Consider the following 23,707-nt stretch of genomic DNA (forward strand, 5'->3'; position numbering starts at 1 on the left):
GGCGGTCAGGCGCTCGCGCGGTCGTGGTCCGCGAGCGCCTTCGCGTCCTCGGCATGGCGGATGGCGCGGCGCGCGTCGTCGAGAGCCTCCACCGGGTCGACGGTCTGCCGCGCCTGGGCGAGTTCCGCGCGGGCGGCGTCGAGCCGCACCCGCGCCTCGAGCGACGCGCCGTGACCCACCGCCGTCTCCGCCCGGGCGAGCGCCGAGCGTGCGGCGGCCAGGGTGCCGGGGAGGGCGCTGCGAGCGCCGAGCAGTCGCTGCTGCGCCGTGCGGGCATCCGCGAGGGCCATGTCGAGACGGTCGCGCAGACGGGCGACGCCCTCGTTCGTCGCGACGGGCCGGCGCTCCGCCTCCGCGCGCAGCCGATCGAGCTCGTCGGCCGCCCGCTCGATCTCGCGCCCGAGGCCCTCGGCATCGGATGGCTCGAGCGCCGCGCGGATGCCCGTGGCCGAGCGGATGGCCGCCGCTGCGGCGTCGAGCTCGCCGCGCACCGCCTGCGCCGTCTGCAGCACGATGCGGTGGCGCTCCTCGAGCGCGCGCGACCGCTGCTCGGCCGTGCGGAGTCGGCGCTCGGCCGCTGCGAGATCGTCCAGAGCTGATCGCGACGGGTCCTGGGCTGCTCGCTCCGCCTCGTCGAGCAGGCGGCGCGCATCCTCGAGCGCCGCTCGGGCGTCGTCCGCCGCGCCCGCGGCGTCGTCCCACTCCGACCGATCCGCGCGTGCCGCGAGGTCGTCGAGGAGCGCCGTGGGGTCGCCCATCCGCTCGGTGACGCCCGCGAGGCGCTCGCGGGCGGACGCCACCTGCTCGGCCGCCGTCACGTGCGAGGCGATCCAGGCGCTGTGCTCGCCGCGTGTGGCCTCGACGGCCTGCAGCGCTCTGTCGAGGCGCGTCGTGAGGGCGCGCGCGGCTCGGCGGACGCGTGCGGGAAGCTCGGTCGACTCGCGCAGCGCGCGGTACTCGCCGAACGCATCGTCGCGCGTGTGCTGCGCGGTCATCCGCGACCGGCGCAGCGTGGGCGGCGGGTCGCCGCCGTACAGGGCTCCCGAGAGCTGCAGCTCGAGCTCGAGCTCGTCTACCGCGTCGTCGAGTGCGACGAGCTTCGTGCCGACGCCGTCCAGGGCGGTCGCCGCCCGTGCACGCGCCCGGCGACCCCGACGGGCGCGCTTGACGATCCACACCGTCAGCACGATGACGAGCGCGGCCCCCGCGAAGACCGCGAGTGCGGGCAGGACCCACGCCAGGACGGTCTCGAGCTCGATGTCGAAGTCGTCGAACACGGCGGCGGGCTAGGCGGCGTCGGACTGCTCGGACAGCAGAAGCGGCCGCAGCTGGTCGATGTCGTCGACGACCGCGATCGCGCCCTCCTCCTCGCCCGGGGTGCCGAAGCCCCATCGGACGAAGATGACGGGAAGGCCGTGCTCTGTGGCGCCGTCGACGTCGTGGTGGCGGTCGCCGATGAGCACGGGGTGCGACGTGTCGACCCCTGCCTCCTTCAGCCGCTCGAGCGCCTTCGCGAGCACGGTGGCCTTCGTGTCGAGTGAATCGGCGTCGGAGGACGCGCCCGTGATCGAGGTGAAGCAGCCGGCGAGCCCGTAGTGCTCGAGGATCGCGATCACCTGGTTCTCGGGCTTCGTGCTCGCGGTCGCCTGCGGAACGCCTGCGGCGTTCACGGCGTGGATGAGGTCGGCGACGCCGGGGTACAGCGCGACCGACTCGGCGTAGCCCTCGCGCGCGGCGAGCTCGCGGTAGCGCGCGACGGCGTCGACGGCCTCCTCGGGGCTCAGCATGCCGCGCACCTGGAACGACTCGAGCATGGGCGGGCCGATCCAGGCCGACAGCTCGTCGGGGCCGGGCGGGGTCCGGCCGAGGTCGGTGAGGACCTGCGTGATGCGGGGGAGGATCCCGGCGGATGCGTCGGCGACGGTCCCGTCGACGTCCCAGAGGATGCAGGACCAGGGGGAGATCTCGGACGCCATGCTCCCCACCCTATCCGCGGCCCGTCGCGGCACCGACGAACACGTCAGGCCGGCGCGGGACGCACGAGAGGCGCAGCGGACGGCGCGAAGGCTGAGCTGAGCACCTGGCACCCGGCCCCGATGGCGGTCGCATCGGAGCCGAGGGACGAGGTCGACACGCGGAGCGCATGCGGCAGGACGTATGCGCGAGAGCCGGCGATGAGCCGCCGGACCTCCGGGAGGACGACAGGCGCGAGGTGGTTCCAGAACGCTCCGCTGAAGACGAGGTCGCTGAGGTCGAGGAGGTTCGCGACCGCGACGGCCGCCGTGGCGATGTCGCCGGCGATCTGCTCGAGGAGGCGCGCCGCCCGCTCGTCGGAGGCGCCGGCGGCGCAGACGTCGGCGTACGCGGCGGCGATCGCGCCGTGATCGGCGGGGTCCACGTGCGGGATGATCCCTCCGCGCACGGCGTCGCTCACGAGGCGGGCCGGTGCGATGTTCTCTCCGAGGCAGCCGCGGTTCCCGCATGCGCAGACGACGCCCTCGTGAGACACCCGGAGGTGGCCGATGTCTCCCAGATTCGATGTGGCCCCGCGCCGGACACTGTGGTCCAGTGCGACGCCGAGACCCACGCCTGTGCCGACGTAGAAGACGGCGAAGTCGTCTCGCACGCTGTCCTGGCCGGACCAGAGCTCGCCGATGGTCGCGGCGGTCACATCCTTCTCGAGTGCGACGGGAAGTCCGAGCGCGTCGCCAAGCGCGTCCCTCAGGGGCACCCCGTTCCACCCGGGGAGCAGCGGCGGGTTGTCGACGGTTCCGCGTTCGAGGTCGAGAGGGCCGGGCGCGGCGATTCCGATGCCGAGCAGCCGGGCGCGGTTGATATCGGCCTCGCCGAGGAGCCGCTCTACCGAGAGCCGCATGCTCTCGATGACGTCGGCGGGCGAGAGCACGGGCGGCGTCGGGGTCGCCGCTCGCGCGATCACCGAACCGGCGAGATCCACGACGGTGTACGTGATGAACGACGGATCGAGGTGGATGCCGACCGCGGTGCGCGCCCCGGGAACGAGATGAAGCGAGGTGCGCGGCTTCCCCGGGCCGGTCGCGAGCCGCTCGCCCTCGCGGATGAGCCCGTCGGCGAGGAGGCGCCGGGCGACGTTCGTCACCGTCTGCGACGACAGACCGGTCTGCGCCGCGATCTCGACGCGGCTCACCCCCGTCGGCGCCACGCGGATGACGTCGAGCACGACGGATTGATTGAACTCGCCGATCGACGGCAGGTTCGCGCCGCGTCGCATCATGGGCCGCACCTCCGTCTCCAGTATCGACCTCGCAGGAGGGCATCACCGCGAGCACCTTGACTTTAGTAAACCAAGACGATTTATTAATTCTCGAAGCGGCCGCGCACCGACGCGTCGGCCGATGCGGACAAGGGAGTCTCATGATGCGCAGGACGACGACGTCGCTGGCACTGCTGGGGGCTGGCGCGCTGCTCCTCTCCGGCTGCGGAGGCGGCGAGGCAGGCGGCGATGCGGACACGATCCGCGTCGCGTACCAGAAGTTCGGGACGTTCACCCAGCTCGACGACCTCCTCCAGGACGTGAAGGCGGACTACGAGGAGGCGCACGAGGGCGTCACGGTCGAGCTCGTGCCGATCGAGGCACAGCAGAACGACTACTTCACGAAGCTCGCTCTCATGAACCAGTCGCCCGCCACGGCGCCGGACGTCATGTACGAGGACACCTTCATGATCAAGTCCGACGTGGACGCCGGCTATCTGGCTCCTCTCGACGACTACGTGGCGGAGTGGGACGACTGGGACCAGTTCTTCGACAACGCGAAGCAGGCGGGGCTCGGCGACGACGGGAAGATCTACGGGATCCCCATGGGAACGGACACGCGCGCTCTCTGGTACAGCACCGAGCTGTTCGCGGAGGCCGGGCTGCCGGTCCCGTGGGAGCCCAAGACCTGGCAGGACGTCCTCGACGCAGCGCAGACGATCAAGGAGTCGATCCCAGACGTCATCCCGCTCAACGTGTACGCCGGCAAGCCCCAGGGGGAGGCCGCGGCCATGCAGGGGTTCGAGATGCTCCTCTACGGCACCGACGACACCCTCTACGACACGGAGACCTCGAAGTGGGTGACCGGCTCCCAGGGGTTCGTCGACGCGCTGCAGTTCATCGCTGACGTCTACCAGGGCGAGCTCGGCCCGACGCCGCAGGAGGCGCTCGACACGAACGTGGGGACGAAGGTCGCGGCCGAATGGCTGCCGCAGGGCAAGCTGGCGATCGCGCTCGACGGCTCCTGGCTGAGCGGCACGTGGCTCGAGACCGGAACCGCTCCGTGGCCGGAGTGGAGCGAGGTGATGGGCCAGGCGCCGATGCCCACGCAGAACGGCCAAGAGCCGGGAGCGACGAGCATGTCGGGCGGATGGACTCTCGCCATGGGGTCGGGAACGGACAATCCCGATGCGGCGTGGGACTTCATCGCACTCGCGCTGAACAAGGAGAACTCGCAGACATACGACATCGCGGCGAGCCAGATCGCGGTGCGCTCCGACGTCGCCGACGACCCGGAGTACACCGCAGCGAACGAGTCGTTCGAGTTCTTCTCCTCGCTCGTGGACGTCACGCACTACCGCCCGGCGACGAGCGACTACGCGCAGATCTCGAACGAGATCACCGTGGCCATGGAAGCGGTCATGACGGGGCAGCAGACGCCCGAGGAAGCCGCGGCCGCGTACGACGCGGCGGTCGTCGACATCGTGGGCGAGGAGAACACGCAGGATGGCTGACGTCCTGTCCGAGACCGCTCTCGTCGTCGGCGTGGACCCGCGCCGACGACGGGGCGGTCCCCGCCCGCCGCGCGGGCGGCTCCGTCGCGACGCGGTGCGCGCGCTCCCGCTTCTGCCCGCCGTCGTGCTCCTCGCGGTGTTCCTGCTCGGGCCCGTGATCAGCTCGTTCTACGGGGCCTTCACGAACGCGGCTCTGAGGGGGGCCGCCGCGCGAGACGTCGAGTTCGTCGGATTCCAGAACTACATCGATCTCTTCTCCGATCCGGACTTCCCGCAGTCGGTCGTCCTCACGCTCGTCTTCCTCATCGGCTCGGCGATCATCGGCCAGAACGTTCTCGGGATGATCCTCGCGCTCGCGATGCGCTCGTCGGCCGCCATCGTGCGGGGCGTGGTGGCGACGATCGTGGTCGGCGCCTGGGTGCTCCCCGAGATCGTCGCGTCGTTCGCGGCGTACGCGTTCTTCGCGCAGGACGGGACGCTCAACGCTCTGCTCGGGCTGGTCGGCGTCGAGGGTCCGTCCTGGCTGTACGACGCGCCGATGCTCTCGGTCATCCTCGCGAACATCTGGCGCGGCACCGCGTTCTCGATGCTCGTGTACTCGGCGGCGCTCGCCGAGGTGCCGCCGGAGATCACCGAGTCGGCCGAGGTGGACGGCGCGCGCGGATGGCAGCGCTTCGCCTACATCACGGTGCCGATGATCCGACGGAGCATCTCGACCAACCTCATGCTCACCACCCTGCAGACGCTGTCCGTCTTCACGCTCATCTACGTGATGACCGGGGGCGGCCCCGGCACCTCCTCGTCGACGCTCCCCGTCCTCGCCTACCAGGAGGCGTTCAAGTTCTCCGAGCTCGGCTTCGGGACCGCGATCGCGACCATCCTGCTCGTCGTCGGAGGCATCTTCTCGATCGTGTACATCCGTGCTCTGCGACCGGAGGCAGACCGATGACGCTCGCACTGACGTCGCCGCGAGGACGCGGGCTGCGCCTCACGGCCAACCTCATCCTGGTCGTGATCGGCGTCGCCTTCCTCCTCCCGATGGGGTGGCTCCTGCTCGCCTCGTTCGACCGGTCCGCCACGCTGTCGGTCGCGATCCCTGCGGAATGGACGCTCGAGAACTTCACGGCGGTCCTCACGCCCGAGCTCGCCTTCCGACCGCTGCTGAACAGCGTCATCCTGTCGGGAGGATGCGCGATCATCACCGTGATCGTCGCCGTCCTCGCGGCTTATCCGCTCTCGAGGTACCGGCTGCGCATCAACCAGCCGTTCCTCTACGGCGTGCTCTTCGGCACCTGTCTGCCGATCACCGCGATGATGGTGCCCGTCTACATGCTGTTCGTGTGGTTCAACCTCATCGACTCCGTCCTCGGAACGGTCCTGTTCCTCGCGGCGACGTCCCTCCCGATGGCGATCTGGATGACGAAGAACTTCATGGACTCCGTGCCGATCTCGCTCGAGGAGGCCGCGTGGGTCGATGGCGCATCGATGCTGACCACCCTCACGCGCGTCGTCATGCCGCTCATGCGCTCGGGCATCGGAGTCGTCTTCATCTTCGTGTTCATGCAGGCCTGGGGGAACTTCTTCGTCCCGTTCGTGCTGCTGCTGAGCCCAGACCGCCAGCCGGCCGCCGTGAGCATCTTCGCCTTCTTCGGGCAGTACGGCGCGGTCGCCTACGGGCAGCTCGCGGCGTTCTCCCTCATCTACTCGCTCCCCGTCCTCGCGCTGTACGTCCTCGTCACACGGCTCTCGGGCGGATCATTCGCTCTCGCCGGCGCGGTCAAGGGCTGACCCACACTTCGGAAAGGAACCCCCATGCACGATGACTCCGCCCTGATCGCGAGCCGCATCGCCCGCACCTACCGCGATCGCATCGCCCCGGCCATCCGCGCCGCGCAGGCGCCGATCGAGGTCGATGCGTGGGAGGCGCCGGACGAGCCGGTGCCCTTCGCTGCTGTGCCGCGCGACGGCTTCAGGCCCATCGCATCGGGTGATGCGTGGGGGCGCCCGTGGGGCACCACCTGGTTCCGCGTGCGCGCGGAGGTGCCGAGCGGATGGCGCGAGCGCGCGGAGGCGGGGACGCACGACATCGAGCTCGTCGTGGATCTCGGGTTCATCGCGGGGCAGCCCGGCTTCCAGTGCGAGGGCCTCGTCTACACGCCCGAGGGGAGTGTGCTCAAGGGACTCGAGCCGCGCAACGACTGGGTCGCCGTCGATGCGGCAGCCGCGCAGGTCGACGTGCTCATCGAGGCGGCCTCGAACCCCGACGTGGGGTCGGACTGGGAGTTCCGCCCGACGGCGCTCGGCGACAAGGCGACGGCGGGGAGCGACCCGCTGTACCGCTTCGGGGGCGTGCGCCTCGTGCTGCGCGATCGCGAGGTCGCAGCGCTCGAGCGGGACTGGTCGACGCTCGAGGGCCTCCTCGCGGTGCTTCCCGAGCGGTCGACGCGGCGCGCGGGCCTGCTCCGCGCTCTCGAGCGGGCCTCCGACGCCCTCGACCCGGACGACGTCCCGGGGACCGCCGCGCTCGCGAGGGAGAGCCTCGCGCCGGCGCTCGCCGCAGCATCCCCCGCCTCGACGCACCGGGTCGCGGCGGTCGGCCATGCGCACATCGACTCGGCGTGGCTCTGGCCCGTGCGCGAGACCATCCGCAAGTGCGCGCGGACGTTCTCGAACGTGCTCGACCTCATGGACCGCTACCCCGACTTCGTCTTCGCGGCTTCGTCGGCGCAGCAGTACGCGTGGATGAAGGAGCACTATCCGGAGCTCTTCGCGCGCATCCGCGAGCGCGTCGCCGAGGGGAGGTGGGCGCCGGTGGGCGGCATGTGGGTCGAATCCGACACGAACATGCCGGGCGGCGAGGCGCTCGCTCGCCAGTTCGTCGCGGGCAAGGGGTTCTTCCTGCGCGAGCTGGGGGTCGAGACGACCGAGGTGTGGCTGCCGGACTCCTTCGGATACTCCGGTGCGCTGCCGCAGATCGTCGCGGCATCGGGATCGGAGAACTTCCTCACCCAGAAGATCTCGTGGAACGAGACGAACGTCATGCCGCATCACACCTTCCTGTGGGAGGGCATCGACGGCACCCGCGTGTTCACGCACTTCCCTCCTGTCGACACGTACAACTCCGACCTCGGCGCGGTCGACCTCGCGCGCGCCGAGCGCCAGAACGCCGAACGCGGGATCAGCGATCTGTCGCTCGTGCCGTTCGGCTACGGCGACGGCGGGGGAGGGCCCACGCGCGAGATGATCGAGACCGGCCTCCGCAAGCGCGACCTCGAGGGGTCGCCTCGCGTCGACTTCCTGCGCCCCGACGCCTTCTTCGCGCAGGCCCGGGCGGGCCATCCGTCGCCGGCGACATGGTCGGGCGAGCTCTATCTCGAGTTCCACCGCGGCACGTACACGTCGCAGGCGCGCACGAAGGCGGGCAACCGGCGCAGCGAGCACCTCCTGCGCGAGGCCGAGCTGTGGGCGACGGTCGCGACCGTGCGGCACGGGGCGCCGTACCCGGCCGATGCCCTTCGCCGCGCATGGGAGACCGTGCTCCTGCAGCAGTTCCACGACATCCTGCCCGGCTCGTCGATCGCCTGGGTGCACCAGCAGGCCGAGGAGAACTACGCGCGCGTGGCCGACGACCTCGAGGTGCTCATCGCCGACGCGCTCGACGTGCTCGCGGGCGACGGCGACGAGGAGGTCGTGTTCAACGCGGCGCCCATCGCGCTCCACGGGGCGCCGGCGCTCGCCGCAGCGCCGACACGAGCGGATGGCGCGGGCTCATCCGTGCGCGAGGCCGACGGCGGGTACGTGCTCGAGTCGGACGCCCTCCGGGTCGTGATCGACGCCGACGGCGAGATCGTGTCGTTCGTCGACCGCCGAGCCGGTCGCGAGGTCGTGCCGCCCGAGGGGCGCGGCAACGTGCTGCAGCTGTTCCGCGACACCCCGAACCAGTGGGACGCGTGGGACATCGACCATCATTTCAACCGCACCCCGCTCGCGCCCGCCCGCACCGCGGCCATCCGGATCGAGGGGAACGCGGTCGTCGTCGAGCGCGAGGTGGGGAGGTCCTCCGTCGTGCAGCGCCTGCGGATCGCCCCGCACGGCGCCGCGCTCGACATCGAGACGACGGTCGACTGGCACGAGCGGCAGAAGCTCCTCAAGCTCGCGTTCGACGTCGACGTGCTGGCCGACGCGGCGGCGTCGGAGATCCAGTTCGGACACATCCGCCGCCCGATCCACGCCAACACGTCGTGGGATGCCGCACGGTTCGAGACCGTGGCGCATCGATGGCTGCACGTGGACGAGCCCGGCTTCGGCGTCACCGTCGCGAACGACCGCGTGTACGGCCACGACGTGACGCGCCGTGCGCGTGCCGGCGGGGGCGGCGCGACGCGCGTGCGGGAGTCGCTGCTGCGGGCGCCGGTGTTCCCCGACCCCGAGGCCGACCAGGGCGTGCACGTCTTCCGCCATGCGGTGTCGACCGGCGGCGTCCTCGACGCGGCGGCAGAGGGCTACCGGCTCAACCTGCCCGCGCGCGTCCGGCGCGGCCGCCCCGTCGACCCGATCGTGAGGATCGACGGAGCGCCCTCGATCCTCGTCGAGGCGGTCAAGCTCGCGGAGGACGGGTCTGGGGACGTCGTCGTGCGCCTGTACGAGGCCCGCGGGGCGCGTGCCTCGGGCCGGCTCGTGCCGGGGTTCGCGGTCGCCGAGGCGCGGCGGACGGACCTCCTCGAGCGCGCGCTGGAGTCCGGGTCGGGTGATCCACTTGCTCTGGAGCTGCGGCCGTTCGAGCTCGTGACCCTGCGCCTGCGCCGGGCCTAGGGGCTGGTCCGTCTCGCCGGGGAGGTGACGTCTCGCGCGACAGCGTCGGGATCGGGGCGCTCGGCCAGCAGCCGAAGGATCGGCCGCAGTGCCGCACGGACGCTCAGCACCCGCATCAACGACTCGCGCAGCCAGGCGACGACGGCGCCTCGTCGGAACATGAGCCCCGCCAGCGCCCGCGAGGTGCCCTGAGCGGCTTCGACGCGCGGGCGCTCGATGCGCTCCCATGCGTGAAGGACGGCCGTGAGCGTGTCTCGCTCGGCGTGCGCGAGCATGCGCGCGAGCATCCATGCCGACTCGATGGCCATCCCGGCGCCCATGCCCGCCGTGGGGAGGAAGCCCGCGGCTGCATCGCCCAGGAGGACGCCGCGTGACAGCACCCAGCGCCGTGCCCGGGCGTCGTCGAGGCGCCAGAAGTGCGGGTCGGGCGCCTCGACGACCGCGATGAGGGCCGCCTCGAGCCGCGTGCCGAGCCCGGAGGTCTTCTGCCGGACGCGTTCGGCGAATGCCGCCGGCCCGTCGAGAAGCTCTTCATCGGGCCCGCCGAGGAACACGCCCAGCCGATCCTTCACGGGGTACACGCCGAGGAAGAAGCCGTCGCCCCAGACCTCCTCGCCGAGGTCGTGCTCGCCGAGGTCGTCAGCCCACACGACCCAGCCCGACCATCCCGTCGTGACGACGTCGGGCTCGGCCGCCCCGAGCACGGCGCGCATCCGCGAACGGATGCCGTCCGCGCCGATGACGAGGTCGAACGGCGCGGAAGCCTGTGGCGACCCCTCGCGATCCACGAACCGCGCGTGTCCGTCCGCATCGACCCGATCGACCGTCGTCCCCCAGGTGACAGGGCAGCCGTGCGCCGTCAGCACGTCGAGCAGCGCTCCGCGCGCGATCCCGTTGTAGTCGCCGTACACGCGGAGCAGCTCGCCGAGCGGATCGGTCCGCAGCGGGCGGCCGCGGTGCGAGCGGAACCGGTAGCGAGCGAGTGGCGTCCCGGCGGCGCGGTAGGCCTCCTGCACGCCCAGATCGGCGAACGCGCCGTCGACCGTCGGCATCAGGGCGAGCATGTAGCCCGGATGGTCCATCGTCGGCAGGTGATCCACGAGCACCGGATGCAGTCCCTGTCGGCGGAGCAGCTGAGCGGCCGTGATCCCTGCGACGCCGGCGCCGATCACCAGCACACGGAGACGGTCGTGGCGCTGGGCCGCGAGCTGTGCATCGAGCGCGGTGGGGATGAGCATGTTCCTCCTCTGGACCATCTGGTCCACTGGCACCCTACATCGTACTGGACCACCCGGTCCAGTACGATCGATGCATGGCCCAGCTCACCGGTCCGCATCGCGACGCGCTCATCGAGGCGACGGTCGTCGAATTCGCCGCGGTCGGCTACGAGGCCGCGTCGCTCAACCGCATCATCCGGTCGGCGGGAATCAGCAAGAGCTCCTTCTACCACGCGGTGTCATCGAAGGCGGAGCTCCTCGACGCCGTCGTGAGTGCGCTCATCGGCGAGGTGCGCATGCGCTGGAGCCCGCCGGACCCGCAGCGCTTCGCCGGGCGCGACTTCTGGCCCCTCGTCGAGGAGGTGCTGAACGACCTCGCCGACCTCGGGGTCGAGGATCGTGCCCTCCAGCTTCTCGGGCGAATCTTCTATCTGCCGGCACCCGGCGCGGACGACGCGCGCATCGCGCTGCTCGACCGCGTCCGCGAATGGGTCCGACAGGTGCTGGACGTCGGGGTCGCCTCAGGCGAGGTGCGCGCGGATCTGCCCGTCGACGTCCTCGCGGCGGCCGCCTTCGGCCTTCTGCGCGGACTCGACGAATGGGCACTCGCTGCGCCCGCAGAGGCCGCACGCGCGGCCGCGGATGCGCCCGCCGCGCTTCTGCGGTCGATGCTCGCGCCCGCGCGGCCTCAGAACAGGCGCGGGACGCCCGACTCGATGCCCTTCATCTCCTCGTAGTCGAGGGTCAGGCAACGGATGCCGCGGTCCTCGGCGAGCACGCGGGCCTGCGGCTTGATCTCCTGGGCAGCGAACACGCCCTGCACGGGTGCGAGATGGGGGTCGCGGCCGAGAAGCTCGAGGTACCGCGTGAGCTGCTCGACGCCGTCGATATCGCCGCGGCGCTTCACCTCGACCGCGATCGCGACGCCGGCCGAATCGCGCACGAGGAGGTCCACGGGCCCGATCGCGGTGGGATACTCCCGGCGCACGAGGGTCGCGCCGGTCGCGATGAGATCGACCTGCTCGGCGAGCAGGCGCTGCAGGTCGGCCTCGACGCCGTCCTTGATGAGGCCGGGGTCGACGCCGAGGTCGTGCTGCGTGTCGCTCAGCACCTCGTGGATGCGCACCGTCAGGGCGTCGCCGGTCTTCTTGTGCGTGACCTTCCACACCTGCACGACCCCGGCCGAGGCGAGCTCCTCATCCGGCTCGACGACGTCGAGACGGCAGGGCGGGCTCATCCAGTTCAGCGGCTTGTACGAGCCGCCGTCCGAGTGCACGAGCAGGCTCCCATCGCCCTTGTGCATGAGCACGCGCGTGGCGAGCGGCAGATGCGCATTGAGTCGACCGGTGTAGTCGACGGAGCAGCGGGCGATGACGAGACGCACCGCACGAGCCTAACCGTCGAGAGGGCCTCTGGAGCGCGTCACGATGCATGCCGCAGAGGGCATTTCCCAGGTTTTCGGCAGGATCACGCGGATCGGCACCTAGAATGGAGGGAAACCCCGCACCTGACCCGCCGCGCGCGACGAGCCAGAGGAGATGCCTATGCTCGTGCTCCTGGCGATGTTCGCGGGCGGAGCGCTTCTGCTTCCGGTTCTGGCGAAGTGGCTCGGAGCGCGGGTCTTCTGGGTCGCGGCCCTCTTCCCCCTCGCGGCGCTCGTGCATGCGGTGGTCGTCTCGCCCCGTGTGATCGACGGCCCCATTCCGTTCGAGTCATACACCTGGATCGGGCCGCTCGACGTCGCGCTCTCGATGCGGATGGACACGCTGAGCTGGGTCATGACCCTGGTCGTGACCGGCGTGGGCGCGCTCGTCATGCTCTACTGCCGCGTGTACTTCCGCGGCAAGACGTCGGGTCTGGGGCGCTTCTCGGCGGTGCTCCTGGCCTTCGCGGGGGCGATGTACGGGCTCGTGCTGACCGACGACGCCGTCATGCTCGTCATGTTCTGGGAGATGACGAGCATCCTCTCGTACCTCCTCATCGGGCACTATCACACACGTGCCGCGAGCCGCCGTGCTGCCCTGCAGGCGCTCCTCGTGACGACGCTCGGCGGCCTGGTCATGTTCGTCGGCGTCGTGATCCTCGTCGTGGTCGCGGGCACCACGAGCCTGTCGGGCATCCTCGAGCTCGCGCCGACCGGCCCGCTCGTCGATGTGGCGCTCGTGCTCCTGCTCGTGGGCGCCGTCAGCAAGTCGGCGCTGTTCCCCCTGCATTTCTGGCTTCCCGGTGCGATGGCCGCGCCGACTCCGGTCAGCGCCTACCTCCACGCCGCCGCCATGGTGAAGGCGGGCATCTACCTGCTCGCCCGGTTCGCCCCCGCCTTCGCCGAGAGCGATCCGTGGCGCCCCGTGGTCGTCACGCTCGGCGTCGTGACGATGATCCTCGTTGGCGTCCAGGCGCTGCGCGAGACCGACCTCAAGCGCATCCTCGCGTTCGGCACCGTGAGCCAGCTCGGGTTCATCTCGACGGTGATCGGCTTCGGCGCGCGAGACACCGCGCTCGCGGGCGTCGCGCTCCTCCTCTCGCACGCGCTGTTCAAGTCGGCCCTCTTCCTCGTCGTCGGCGTGATCGACCGTCAGCTCTCGACGCGCGACATCGACGAGCTGAGCGGTGTCGGCCGTCAGGCGCCGACGATGGCCGCCCTCTCGATGGTCGCCGTCGCGACGATGGCCGGCCTGCCGCCGACCCTCGGGTTCGTGGCGAAGGAGGCCGCCTTCACGGCGCTCCTCGACGAGGCGCTCGCGGGCGACGTCTGGGGTCTCATCGCCCTCGTCGGCGTCGTCCTCGGATCGGCGCTCACGCTCGCGTACGGCATCCGCTTCGTCTGGGGCGCGTTCTGGACGAAGCGCGACGCGAGCGGCGCGGAGCGGGAGCAGACGCACTGGCCCGATCCGCCGCTCGGGTTCCTCACGTCCCCGCTCATCCTCGCGTCCCTCGCGCTCGCGGGCGGGCTCGTCGCGCCGCTCCTCGACGACGTCCTGTCGGGCTATGCCGACACCGCCCTGGGCGAGGGGCGCTACCACCTCGCGCTCTGGCACGGTCTCGAGCCCGCGCTCCTGCTGTCGCTGCTCACGATCGTCGCGGGCGCCGGCGTCTTCTGGGTCGCGCGCCGCACCGGCTGGGATGCATCGGGCCGCGTCCTGCGCATCCAGGCGGCCGACGTCTACTACGCGACGACCCGCACGGTCGACCGCCTGTCGGTCGCGGTGACCTCGCTCACGCAGCGCGGGTCGCTGCCCCTGTACGTCGGGACGATCTTCGTCGTCTTCGTCGCCGCGGAGGGAACCGTGCTCCTCGCCGGCCACGAGTGGCGCGTCGCGCTCGACGCGTGGCAGCACCCCGTGCAGCTCGCCGCCGCACCGCTCATGATCGCCGCGGGCATCCTCGCGGTGCGCGCACGGAAGCGCTACACGGGCGTCGTGCTCGTCTCGGTCACGGGGCTCGGGATGGTCGTGCTCTTCGCGGTCGAGGGCGCTCCCGACCTCGCGCTCACGCAGGTGCTCGTCGAGGCGATCACCCTCATCGCCTTCGCGCTCGTGCTGCGCCGACTGCCGTCTCGGCTCGGAAGCCACAACGACTCGGTGGCCCCCGTGGCGCGCGCCGTCCTCGCGATCGCGGTCGGCATCACGATGGCGGTCGTGGCCGTCCTCGCCTCGAGTGCGCGCATCCACGAGCCGATCTCGACGGCGTGGGGCGAGATGGCCTACGAGATCGGCCACGGCCGGAACATCGTGAACGTCGCCCTCGTCGACCTGCGCGGGTGGGACACGATGGGCGAGCTCTCGGTGCTCGTCCTCGCGGCGACCGGCGTCGCGTCGCTCGTGTTCGTCACGCACCGCTCCGACACGCTGCGCTCGACGACCCGGAAGCTCCCGCGGGCCGCGCGCAAGGCGGGCCGCACACGCCCGCTCGTGGAGACGACGGATGGGATCCGCACCGAGACGAGCGCCAACCGCGACCGGCCGCGCGCGTGGCTCGTCGGCGGACAGCGGATGAGCCGCGAGGCGCGCTCGATCCTGCTCGAGGTGATCGTGCGCATCCTCTTCCACACGATCATCGTCGTGTCGCTCTATCTGCTCTTCGCCGGCCACAACCTGCCCGGCGGCGGATTCGCGGGCGGGCTCGTCGCCGGCATGGCGCTCGTCATGCGGTACATCGCCGGCGGGCGATACGAGCTCGGTGTCGCGGCGCCGGGCGACGCCGGCCAGCTGCTGGGCATCGGGATGGTGCTCGCGGTGGGGACCGCGGTCGTGCCGCTGCTGTTCGGGCTCGACCCGCTCACGCGCGGGGTCTGGGAGGCCGATCTGCCGCTCGTCGGCCACGTCGAGTTCGTCACGTCGACGATCTTCGACATCGGCGTCTACCTCGTCGTCATCGGGCTCGTGCTCGACGTGCTGAGGAGCCTCGGCGCCGAGGTGGACCGCCAGCTGCGCACCGAGAAGGATGCCCAGGAGCAGACGGCGGTGACCCGATGACCACCTCGTTCACGCTCATCGCGATCATGGCCGGCCTGTACGCAGCGGGTGTCTACGCGATGCTCGAGCGGAGCCTCACGCGCGTGCTCATCGGCTTCCTGCTCCTCGGCAACGCGACGAACCTCCTGCTGCTGACCGTCATGGGGTATCCCGGGGTCTCGCCGTTCTACGGCGACGACGGGCCGCAGAGCGATCCGCTCCCGCAGGCCCTCATGCTCACGGCGATCGTCATCACCTTCGCCGTGAGCGCATTCCTCCTCGCGCTCATCTACCGGTCGTGGCAGCTCGGCCGGGCCGACACGGTCGAGGACGACGAGGAGGACCTGTCGCTGCGCGAGCGCGCGATCCAGACGGAGGACGTGCTCGAGGTCGAGGAGGAGGACGCGGAGACCGGCGACGAGTCGGTCACCGACTTCGTCGGGGTCGCCGCGTCGCCCATCACGCTCCTGCACGCGGCGGATGCCCCGGGCCTGCAGGATGACGCCCCCGTCGACATACCGGATTCGGAATACAGACGCCGCGCCGATCAGGACGACCGAGGGGAGGAGAGCCCGTGAGCAACCTCGTGCCGCTCCTCGTCGCCATCCCGCTCCTCGGGGCGGCCCTGACCCTCATCTTCGGCCGCCGGCGCCGCCTCCAGGTGACGCTGTCGATCCTCACGCTGAGCGTGACGTTCGTGCTCGCGGTCGTGCTCCTCATCGCGGTCGACCTCGGCACGCCGCTCGCGGTGTCGGTCGCCGGATGGCCGCTGCCGTTCGGCATCGTCCTGTACGTCGACCGGCTCGCGGCCCTTCTCGTCGCCGTGTCGAGTGTCGTGCTCCTCGCCGTCCTCCTCTTCTCGGTCGGCCAGGGCGCGGCGGACGGCGACGACGAGACCCCCGTCTCGATCTTCCACCCGTCGTATCTCATCCTCGCGGCGGGCATCTTCAACGCCTTCATCGCGGGAGACCTCTTCAACCTCTACGTGGGGTTCGAGATCCTGCTCGTCGCGTCGTACGTGCTCATCACGCTCGGCGGCACGAAGGCGCGGATCCGCTCGGGCGTCGTCTACATCGTCGTCTCGCTCGTGTCGTCGATCCTCTTCCTGTCGTCGATCGCCGTGATCTACGGCGCGCTCGGCACCGTGAACATGGCGCAGATCGCCGAGCGGATGGTCGAGCTCCCCTCCGACGTGCAGCTCGTCATCCACGTGCTGCTCGTGCTCGCCTTCGCGATCAAGGCGGCCGTCTTCCCGCTGTCGTTCTGGCTGCCCGACTCGTACCCGACCGCGCCCGCGCCGGTCACGGCCGTCTTCGCGGGCCTCCTCACCAAGGTGGGCGTGTACGCGCTCATCCGCACCGAGACCCAGCTCTTCCACGACTCCGACATCAACGCGCTGCTGCTCGTCGTCGCCCTCGCGACGATGCTCGTCGGCATCCTCGGCGCCGTGGCGCAGGCCGAGCTCAAGCGCATCCTCTCGTTCACGCTCGTGAGCCACGTCGGCTACATGATCTTCGGGCTCGCGATCGCGACCGAGGAGGCCGTCGGGGCGACGATCTACTACATGGTCCACCACATCGTGGTGCAGACGACCCTCTTCCTCGCGGTCGGCCTCATCGAGCGCCGCGCGGGGTCGACGTCGATCCTCAAGGTCAAGGGCCTCTTCGCGGCGGCGCCGCTGCTCGCGGCGCTGTACTTCATCCCCGCGCTCAACCTCGGCGGCCTGCCGCCGTTCTCGGGCTTCATCGGCAAGTTCGCCCTCTTCGAGGCGGCCGCCCGTGTCGGCACCCCGCTCATGTACGTCGTCATCGCGGGCGGCATCATCACGTCGCTGCTCACGCTGTACGCCCTCATGCGCGCGTGGAACCTCGCGTTCTGGCGCGAGGAGGAGGACTCGACCGAGACCGAGGCCCGCATCTCGCACCTCTCCGACGCCCCCGCGGCGGGCGTGCAGACCGAGCGCCGGGTCATCCCGCGGATCATGACGACCGCGACGGTCGGGATGGTCGCGGTCACGGTGGGCCTGACCGTCTTCGCGGGCCCGCTCTACGATGTCTGCGAGCGGATCGGCCAGTCGCTGCTCGAGCCGATCTCGCTCGTCCAGCTCGAGGACGTGGAGGGCGGAGCATGAGCCCGGCAGCTCCCCGCACCCTGCTCAGCCGGGTCTGGCGGCAGCTTCCGTTCTTCGTCTGGCTCGTCGTGCTCTGGATGTTGCTCTGGGGCCAGTTCACGGTGCTCGCCGCGGTCACGGGACTCGTCATCGCGCTGTTCGTGACGACCGTGTTCCGCCTGCCTACGGCTGAGCTGTCGGGACGCGTCAACATCTGGTTCGGCGTGGTCTTCGTCGTCGTCTTCCTCGCATCGCTCGTCCGCGGTGCGCTCACCGTGGCGTGGCAGACCCTGACGCCCGGGCAGCCCGGCGCCGCGATCATCCGCGTCCCGCTGCGCATCGACGACGACCTCGTGATGACCCACACCGCGGTCGCGACGTCGCTCATCCCGGGATCGCTCGTCGTCGAGGCCGATCGCGAGAACCGCGTGCTGTACCTGCACGTGATCGGCGTCCGCTCGGCGGCGGATGTCGAGAGCCAGCGTGCGTCCGCCCTCCGCTGGGAGGCGCGCGCCGTGCGCGCGGTCGGCTCGCGCGAGGATGTCGCGCTCATCCGGGACGGCGCACCTGCCGTCGAGGACCGCATCGCGCAGGGAGGCGCCCGATGAACCCGCTCGTCATCGCCATCCTCGCGGTCTTCGCGGTCGCTGCCGCGCTCACGATCGTGCGGATGGTCGTGGGCCCGTCGATCCTGGATCGCGCGGTCGCGAGCGATGTGCTGCTGAGCATGGTGCTGTGCGTTCTCGGCGCGGAGGCGGTCATCAACCAGCACACGCGCACGCTGCCGATCATGCTCATCATCGCCGCGATCGGCGTCTTCGGCTCGATCGCGGTGGCCCGGTTCGTCGCGCGGAAGGAGCAGGACCGGTGAGCGGCGACGAGATCCTCGACACCACGGCCCTCGTTCTCGTCCTGGTGGGGGCGCTGCTGTGCCTCACGGCCGCGATCGGCCTCCTGCGCTTCCGCGACGTGCCGTCGCGCCTTCACGCCGCGACGAAGCCCCAGGTGCTGGGCCTCCTCCTCATCGCGATCGCGGCCGCGCTGTCGCTGCGGTCGTGGGCGGCCGTGGCGATGCTCGTGCCGATCGTCGTCATCCAGATGGCGACCGCGCCGCTCTCGGCGCACATGGTCGGCCGCCAGGCGTACCGGAACAGGACGATCGACGAGGAGAGCCTCTTCGTTGACGAGCTCGCCGCCGACGCCGGTTCGAGCGACGAGCTCGCGGGCCCGCCCCACCCGCGAGACTAGCGCTCGTCGTCGAGGCTAGTGCTCCGTGCGCCGGTCTCGACGACCGGGGCTAGTCTCGACGGAACCGGTCTCGGGAAGCCGGCCGGGGCTCAGCTGGCGAGTGCGTAGCCGAAGGCCGAGGCGACGCCCGCGTTCGTCACGGAGCCGCCGAACACGTTGAGCCCCTTCGCGAGGGCGGGGTCGGCCTGCGCGGCCGCATGCCAGCCGCGGTCGGCGATGGCGGCGATGTAGGGCAGCGTCGCGTTCGTCAGAGCCCGCGTCGACGTCTCGGGCACGGCGCCGGGCATGTTCGCGACGCAGTAGAAGAGGCTGTCGTGCACGGGGAACGTCGGGTCGTCATGCGTCGTCGCGTGCGAGCCCTCGAAGCATCCACCCTGGTCGATCGCGATGTCGACGAGCAGCGATCCGGGCTTCATCGCGGCGACCATCTCATCGGTGACGAGCTTGGGGGCCGCTGCCCCGGGGATGAGCACCGATCCGATCACGAGGTCGGCGCGCTCGAGCGCCTCCCCGATCGCGTACCGCGTCGAATGCCGCGTCTGCAGGGCTCCGCCGTAGCGGTGCTCGAGCTCGCGCAGGCGCGGCAAGCTCACGTCGATGACGGTGACCTGCGCGCCGAGGCCGAGCGCACTCGCCGCGGCATGCTCGCCCGCGACACCGCCGCCGATGACGACGACCTCGGCCCGCGGGGCGCCGGCGATGCCGCCGAGCAGCATCCCTCGGCCACCCTGCGGCCGAGTGAGGTGATAGGCGCCGACCGCGATCGAGAGGCGTCCGGCGACCTCGCTCATGGGCGTGAGGAGCGGGAGCGACCGGTCGGCGAGCTGCACCGTCTCATACGCGACGGCCGTCGTGCCGGCCGCCATGAGCGCGTCGGTCAGCGGCTGGTCGGCGGCGAGGTGGAGGTAGGTGAACAGCGTCAGGTCATCGCGCAGGTGGCCGTACTCCGAGGCGATCGGCTCCTTGACCTTGACGAGCAGCTCGGCGTCGCCCCACACCGTCTCCGCGTCCGAGACGATGCGGGCGCCCGCGGAGCGGTAGTCATCGTCGGAGAAGTGCGATCCGGCCCCCGCGCCCGCCTGCACGAGCACCTCGTGACCGCGATGGACGAGGGCGTCGGCGCCCGCCGGCGTGAGGGCCACGCGGTTCTCGTTGTTCTTGATCTCGGTGGGGATTCCGATGCGCATGGTGGGGCTCCTGGTCTCCGTCGACGGCGCGCGGCCTCGTGAGCCGCTCTCCTTCGATGCTCGCAGGATCATCGCCCGAGGTCATCCGGCCCCGAAGAGCCTTCGGAAAGAGAGCGGATGTCGCTACGCTTTCGTCCATGGATGGCCCCAGACGCGACCCGCGATCGAAGGATGTTCGAACCGAGCGGCTGGACGACCTCGATGCCCGCATCCTCGCCATCCTCGAGCGCGAGGGGCGGATCACGAACGCCGACCTCGCGGCGGCTCTCGACATCGCGCCCTCGACCGCCCACGCGCGCATGCGCTCGCTCGTCGAGCGCGGCGTCATCACCGGCTTCCACGCCAGCGTCGACCAGGAGCGCCTCGGCCGCGGCCTGCAGGCGATGGTCGGCGTCACGCTGCGCCCCGGGTCGCGGCACGACAGCATCGTCGCGTTCGCCGACGAGGTGCGGCGCCTGCCGCAGGTCGTGCAGCTGTTCTTCATCGGCGGCGGCGACGACTTCCTCGTCCACATCGCGGTCGAGCGCGCATCGGACGTCCGGCAGTTCGTCGTCGACCATCTCTCCGCGCAGCCGTCGGTCGCGACCACGCGCACGAGCATCATCTTCGAGTACCACCGCAACGCCGTGGCAGCGCCGTTCCGCTGACTCGCTCGGACGGTGATCCTGTTGCACTCTGTGTCGCCTGGTTGGCGGGTCGGCGGCGCGTCTGCCTACCGTGGAATCCCTGCACCCGAGGAGCTTCACATGGCATTCCGCATTCGCACTCTGGCACCCCTCGCCGTCGTCGGCCTCCTGGCCGTTGCCGGCTGCGCCTCCGGTGGCGGCGACGCCGCCGAAGAGCCCGCCGCGGAGACCCGCGGAACCGAGGCCGACCCGGTTCAGCTCGGCGTCGTCGGCGCGAGCGAGCCCTACTGGGCCGTCTTCGAGGCCGCGGCCGAGGAGGAGGGCATCTACGTCGACATCGTCGACTTCACCGAGTACACGCAGCCCAACCCCGCGCTCAGCGAGGGCGAGCTGGACATCAACCAGTTCCAGCACATCCTCTACCTCGCCGACTACAACGTCTCGGCCGGAGACGACCTGCAGCCCATCGGCTCGACGGCCATCTACCCGCTCGGCCTCTACTCCGACAAGTACGACAGCGTCGAGGACATCCCCGAGGGCGAGACGGTCATCGTGCCGAACGACACGACGAACCAGGCCCGCGGCCTGCTCGTCCTCCAGTCAGCGGGCCTCATCGAGCTGAAGGATGGCGGCAGCCCCTTCTCGACGCTCGAGGACGTCGTCGAGGACGAGTCGCGCGTGAAGGTCGAGGGCCTGGACGCATCGCTCATCGGCACGTCGCTGCCCGACGTCGCGGCCGCGATCATCAACAACGACTTCCTGGAGAACGCCGGTCTCACCGGCGAGGACGCGATCGCGTCGGACGACCCGTCGGACCCCTCGGCGCTCCCGTACGTCAACATCTTCGCGACGCGCGCCGAGGACGTCGACGACGAGGTGCTGAACAAGCTCGTCGAGATCTACCAGACCAACCAGGACGTGCTCGACGGCGCTCAGGAGAGCGCGAGCGGCACGGCCGAGTTCGTGCAGACGCCCAAGGAGGAGCTCCAGGCGTCGCTCGAGGAGGTCCAGGAGCAGGCGCAGAGCGCCGGCTGACCGACCCCGCCGCGTTACGATACGCGGGTGGCCCGAGGCCGCCCGCGTATCGCGCTTTCCGAGAGCCGAGGAGCCATGCCGCACATCACGATCTCCGATGTCACGAAGAGCTATCCGCCGCAGCGGCGCGGCGACGGACCGGTGGTCGCCGTCGACGGCGTCTCGCTCGAGATCGAGCGGGGCGACGTGTTCGGCATCATCGGCTACTCGGGGGCCGGCAAGTCGACCCTCGTCCGGCTCATAAACGGCCTCGAGCCGGTGACGGCCGGCTCGATCGACGTCGACGGCATCGACATCACGGCCATCCCCGAGCGCCGGCTGCGTGAGGTGCGGCAGGGCATCGGCATGATCTTCCAGCGCTTCAATCTGCTGCGCTCGCGCACGATCAGCGGCAACGTCGCGTATCCGCTCGAGGTGGCGCGGATGCCCCGGGCCGAGCGCGCGAAGCGGGTCGCGGAGCTTCTCGAGTTCGTCGGGCTCGCGGACAAGGCGAATGCGTACCCCGAGCAGCTCTCAGGGGGCCAGCAGCAGCGCGTCGGGATCGCCCGCGCGCTCGCCGCGAACCCGGGCATCCTGCTCGCCGATGAGGCGACGAGCGCCCTCGACCCGGAGACGACCGACGAGGTGCTCGACCTGCTCGCGCGAGTGAACCGCGAGCTCGGCATCACGATCGTCGTCATCACCCACGAGATGGATGTCATCGCGCGGATCGCGAACAAGGTCGCGGTCATGGAGCGCGGTCGGGTGGTCGAATCGGGCCCGACGTACGACGTCTTCACGCGTCCGCAGACGGAGACGGCCAAGCGCTTCGTGCGCACGGTCGTCCGCGCGCTTCCCGACGGGGACGCCCTCGCGGCGCTCCGGACGCAGCACGAGGGCCGCTTCTTCACGATCTCGTTCACGGACGAGGGCGCGTCGGAGGCCCGCGTGTTCGGCGCCCTCGCGCGAGCGGGGGTCGACTTCAACCTCGTGCACGGCGGCGTGGACGACATCCAGGGACGCGTGTACGGCCTCCTGACGATCGCCGTGCGCGGCGACGAGCAGGCCGTGCGCGGCGCTCTCGCCGAGATCGGCGACGGCGTCACGGTGACGGAGGTGGCCGCGTGAACGACATCCTGGAGCAGATCGGCGATATCTTCCCGGAGCTCGTCGAGCAGACCGGCATCATGCTGTGGCTCGTCGCAGCCTCGCTCGTCATCGGCGGGATCGCGGGCCTCGTCCTGGGCACAGCGCTCTTCGTCACGCGTCGCGGTGGCGTGCTCCAGCAGCCCGTTGTCTACTGGGTGCTGAACCTGCTCGTCAACACGTTCCGCCCCATCCCGTTCATCATCTTCCTCGCGGCGCTGCAGCCGCTCGCGCGCTACGTGATCGGGATCGGGATCGGCAACGCCGCGGCGATCTTCGCGATCTCGATCGCCGCGACGTTCGGCCTCGCGCGGATCGTGGAGCAGAACCTCGTCACGATCGACCCGGGTGTCGTGGAAGCGGCCCGCTCGACCGGCGCCGGGCCGTGGCGCATCATCCTCACCGTGATCCTGCCCGAAGGACTCGGGCCCCTCGTGCTGGGCTACACCTTCGCGACGATCGCGATCATCGACATGTCGGCCGTCGCGGGCATGATCGGCGGCACGGGCCTGGGCAACTACGCCATCGCCTACGGCTATCGTCAGTTCGACCCGGTCGTGACCGTCGGCGCGCTCGTGATCATCATCATCGTGACGCAGCTCGTGCAGGCGATCGGCAACGGTCTCGCGCGGCGCATCCTGCGGCGCTGAGGCGGGCCGCCGAAGCGCCGGAGGCCCGCCTCGGAGGTCGTCAGGCTCCGCTGTTGACCATCCACTGCACGCCGAAGCGGTCGGACAGCATGCCGAACCAGTCACCCCACGGCGCCTGCTCGAAGGGAACGACCACGCTGCCGCCGTCGGCCAGCTTCTCGAAGATGCCGCGGAGCTCCTCGGCGTCGCCGTCGAAGATCGTGACCGACAGGTTCGCGCCCTCGTCGCGGGGCATGCCGGTCGGGGTGTCCGAGGCCATGAGCGTGAAGCCGTTCTCGAGCTCGAGCTGGCCGTGCATCACCTTGTCGGCATCGGCCTCATCGAGCTCCGGGCTGGGGTACTCGCTCATCTTCGAGATGTTGAGCGTGCCGCCGAGCACGCTCTGGTAGAACTCCAGCGCCTCCGCGGCGTTGTCGACGAAGCTGATGTAGGGCGAGATCTTGAAGGCCATGGGATGTCCTCTCTCCGCCGGGCCCGCTGCCCGGATCCGAGATGAG

At 70.7% G+C, this 23,707-nt stretch carries 22 protein-coding genes; 15 read left to right on the plus strand and 7 right to left on the minus strand.

Features of this window, described 5'->3' with window-relative positions; all coding sequences use genetic code 11:
- Positions 1-5: 5 nt before the first annotated feature.
- Genes GC092_RS00370 through GC092_RS00380 form a run of 3 tightly spaced genes read right to left on the minus strand, consistent with a single transcriptional unit; the run spans position 6 to position 3,253 of the window.
- Positions 6-1,277: a coiled-coil domain-containing protein gene (locus GC092_RS00370; protein ID WP_324013391.1), complete on the minus strand. Its 1,272-nt coding sequence runs from the start codon at positions 1,275-1,277 to the stop codon at positions 6-8.
- A 9-nt stretch (positions 1,278-1,286) separates the two neighbouring features.
- Positions 1,287-1,976: an HAD hydrolase-like protein gene (locus GC092_RS00375; RefSeq protein ID WP_324013392.1), complete on the minus strand. Its 690-nt coding sequence runs from the start codon at positions 1,974-1,976 to the stop codon at positions 1,287-1,289.
- Between the two features lie 44 nt (positions 1,977-2,020).
- A complete protein-coding gene (locus tag GC092_RS00380) occupies positions 2,021-3,253 on the minus strand; it encodes an ROK family protein (protein ID WP_324013394.1) in 1,233 nt (410 codons plus the stop codon).
- 143 nt (positions 3,254-3,396) lie between these two features.
- Here GC092_RS00380 and GC092_RS00385 point away from each other — a divergent pair, with 143 nt between their 5' ends.
- The 4 genes from GC092_RS00385 to GC092_RS00400 are packed head-to-tail and all read left to right on the plus strand — an operon-like array spanning position 3,397 to position 9,558.
- Positions 3,397-4,746: an extracellular solute-binding protein gene (locus tag GC092_RS00385; RefSeq protein ID WP_324014816.1), complete on the plus strand. Its 1,350-nt coding sequence runs from the start codon at positions 3,397-3,399 to the stop codon at positions 4,744-4,746.
- On the plus strand, positions 4,739-5,695 hold the full coding sequence (locus tag GC092_RS00390; RefSeq protein WP_324013396.1) for a carbohydrate ABC transporter permease: 957 nt from the start codon (positions 4,739-4,741) through the stop codon (positions 5,693-5,695). The genes GC092_RS00385 and GC092_RS00390 overlap by 8 nt, the downstream gene beginning before the upstream one ends.
- Positions 5,692-6,534 (plus strand): carbohydrate ABC transporter permease, encoded by an 843-nt coding sequence (locus tag GC092_RS00395; protein ID WP_324013397.1) that lies wholly within the window; start codon positions 5,692-5,694, stop codon positions 6,532-6,534. The genes GC092_RS00390 and GC092_RS00395 overlap by 4 nt, the downstream gene beginning before the upstream one ends.
- A gap of 24 nt (positions 6,535-6,558) precedes the next feature.
- Positions 6,559-9,558, plus strand: coding sequence for an alpha-mannosidase (locus GC092_RS00400; RefSeq protein ID WP_324013399.1), 3,000 nt, complete (start codon positions 6,559-6,561; stop codon positions 9,556-9,558).
- Here the strand turns inward: GC092_RS00400 and GC092_RS00405 are convergent.
- Positions 9,555-10,796, minus strand: coding sequence for an FAD-dependent oxidoreductase (locus tag GC092_RS00405; protein ID WP_324013400.1), 1,242 nt, complete (start codon positions 10,794-10,796; stop codon positions 9,555-9,557). The two genes, GC092_RS00400 and GC092_RS00405, sit on opposite strands and share 4 nt — an antisense overlap.
- A 74-nt stretch (positions 10,797-10,870) precedes the next feature.
- On the opposite strand from GC092_RS00405, the gene GC092_RS00410 reads away from it, so the two are divergent.
- Positions 10,871-11,512, plus strand: coding sequence for a TetR/AcrR family transcriptional regulator (locus GC092_RS00410; protein ID WP_324013402.1), 642 nt, complete (start codon positions 10,871-10,873; stop codon positions 11,510-11,512).
- Here GC092_RS00410 and nucS read toward each other — a convergent pair.
- Positions 11,464-12,159 carry an endonuclease NucS gene (gene nucS, locus GC092_RS00415; RefSeq protein WP_282978287.1) on the minus strand — a complete coding sequence of 232 codons (696 nt, stop codon included), beginning with the start codon at positions 12,157-12,159 and terminating at the stop codon, positions 11,464-11,466. The two genes, GC092_RS00410 and nucS, sit on opposite strands and share 49 nt — an antisense overlap.
- A 160-nt stretch (positions 12,160-12,319) precedes the next feature.
- Between nucS and GC092_RS00420 the strand changes: the two genes are divergently transcribed.
- From GC092_RS00420 to mnhG, 6 genes are read left to right on the plus strand one after another with little or no spacing between them, the layout of a single operon-like run.
- Positions 12,320-15,250 (plus strand): Na+/H+ antiporter subunit A, encoded by a 2,931-nt coding sequence (locus GC092_RS00420; protein WP_324013404.1) that lies wholly within the window; start codon positions 12,320-12,322, stop codon positions 15,248-15,250.
- On the plus strand, positions 15,247-15,807 hold the full coding sequence (locus tag GC092_RS00425) for a Na(+)/H(+) antiporter subunit C (protein WP_271172462.1): 561 nt from the start codon (positions 15,247-15,249) through the stop codon (positions 15,805-15,807). The genes GC092_RS00420 and GC092_RS00425 overlap by 4 nt, the downstream gene beginning before the upstream one ends.
- Positions 15,804-17,360: a Na+/H+ antiporter subunit D gene (locus GC092_RS00430; protein WP_324013406.1), complete on the plus strand. Its 1,557-nt coding sequence runs from the start codon at positions 15,804-15,806 to the stop codon at positions 17,358-17,360. Before GC092_RS00425 ends, GC092_RS00430 begins: the two co-directional genes overlap by 4 nt.
- A complete protein-coding gene (locus GC092_RS00435) occupies positions 17,357-17,947 on the plus strand; it encodes a Na+/H+ antiporter subunit E (RefSeq protein WP_282978282.1) in 591 nt (196 codons plus the stop codon). The genes GC092_RS00430 and GC092_RS00435 overlap by 4 nt, the downstream gene beginning before the upstream one ends.
- Positions 17,944-18,210: an MrpF/PhaF family protein gene (locus GC092_RS00440; protein WP_324013408.1), complete on the plus strand. Its 267-nt coding sequence runs from the start codon at positions 17,944-17,946 to the stop codon at positions 18,208-18,210. Before GC092_RS00435 ends, GC092_RS00440 begins: the two co-directional genes overlap by 4 nt.
- Complete coding sequence (mnhG, locus tag GC092_RS00445) at positions 18,207-18,587, plus strand: monovalent cation/H(+) antiporter subunit G (protein ID WP_324013410.1); 381 nt, start codon at positions 18,207-18,209, stop codon at positions 18,585-18,587. Before GC092_RS00440 ends, mnhG begins: the two co-directional genes overlap by 4 nt.
- 89 nt (positions 18,588-18,676) lie before the next feature.
- Here the strand turns inward: mnhG and ald are convergent, their stop codons facing one another.
- Positions 18,677-19,774, minus strand: coding sequence for an alanine dehydrogenase (ald, locus tag GC092_RS00450; protein ID WP_324013411.1), 1,098 nt, complete (start codon positions 19,772-19,774; stop codon positions 18,677-18,679).
- A 137-nt stretch (positions 19,775-19,911) separates the two neighbouring features.
- Between ald and GC092_RS00455 the strand changes: the two genes are divergently transcribed.
- The 4 genes from GC092_RS00455 (at position 19,912) to GC092_RS00470 (ending at position 23,210) form a co-directional block, all read left to right on the plus strand.
- Positions 19,912-20,421, plus strand: a complete 510-nt coding sequence (locus GC092_RS00455; protein WP_324013412.1) for an Lrp/AsnC family transcriptional regulator — start codon at positions 19,912-19,914, stop codon at positions 20,419-20,421.
- A gap of 99 nt (positions 20,422-20,520) precedes the next feature.
- Entirely contained in the window at positions 20,521-21,435 is a 915-nt protein-coding gene (locus GC092_RS00460) for a MetQ/NlpA family ABC transporter substrate-binding protein (protein WP_271172451.1), read from the plus strand.
- Between the two features lie 75 nt (positions 21,436-21,510).
- Positions 21,511-22,542, plus strand: a complete 1,032-nt coding sequence (locus GC092_RS00465; protein WP_324013414.1) for a methionine ABC transporter ATP-binding protein — start codon at positions 21,511-21,513, stop codon at positions 22,540-22,542.
- Positions 22,543-22,601: 59 nt separating this feature from the next.
- The gene (locus tag GC092_RS00470) at positions 22,602-23,210 is read left to right on the plus strand and encodes a methionine ABC transporter permease (protein ID WP_324014818.1); all 609 of its coding nucleotides are present in this window, start codon (positions 22,602-22,604) and stop codon (positions 23,208-23,210) included.
- 40 nt (positions 23,211-23,250) lie between these two features.
- Here the strand turns inward: GC092_RS00470 and GC092_RS00475 are convergent, their stop codons facing one another.
- On the minus strand, positions 23,251-23,661 hold the full coding sequence (locus tag GC092_RS00475; RefSeq protein WP_271172449.1) for a VOC family protein: 411 nt from the start codon (positions 23,659-23,661) through the stop codon (positions 23,251-23,253).
- Positions 23,662-23,707: the final 46 nt, after the last annotated feature.

This window comes from Microbacterium sp. JZ37, from assembly GCF_035188445.1.
GTDB classification, from domain to species: Bacteria; Actinomycetota; Actinomycetes; order Actinomycetales; family Microbacteriaceae; genus Microbacterium; species Microbacterium barkeri.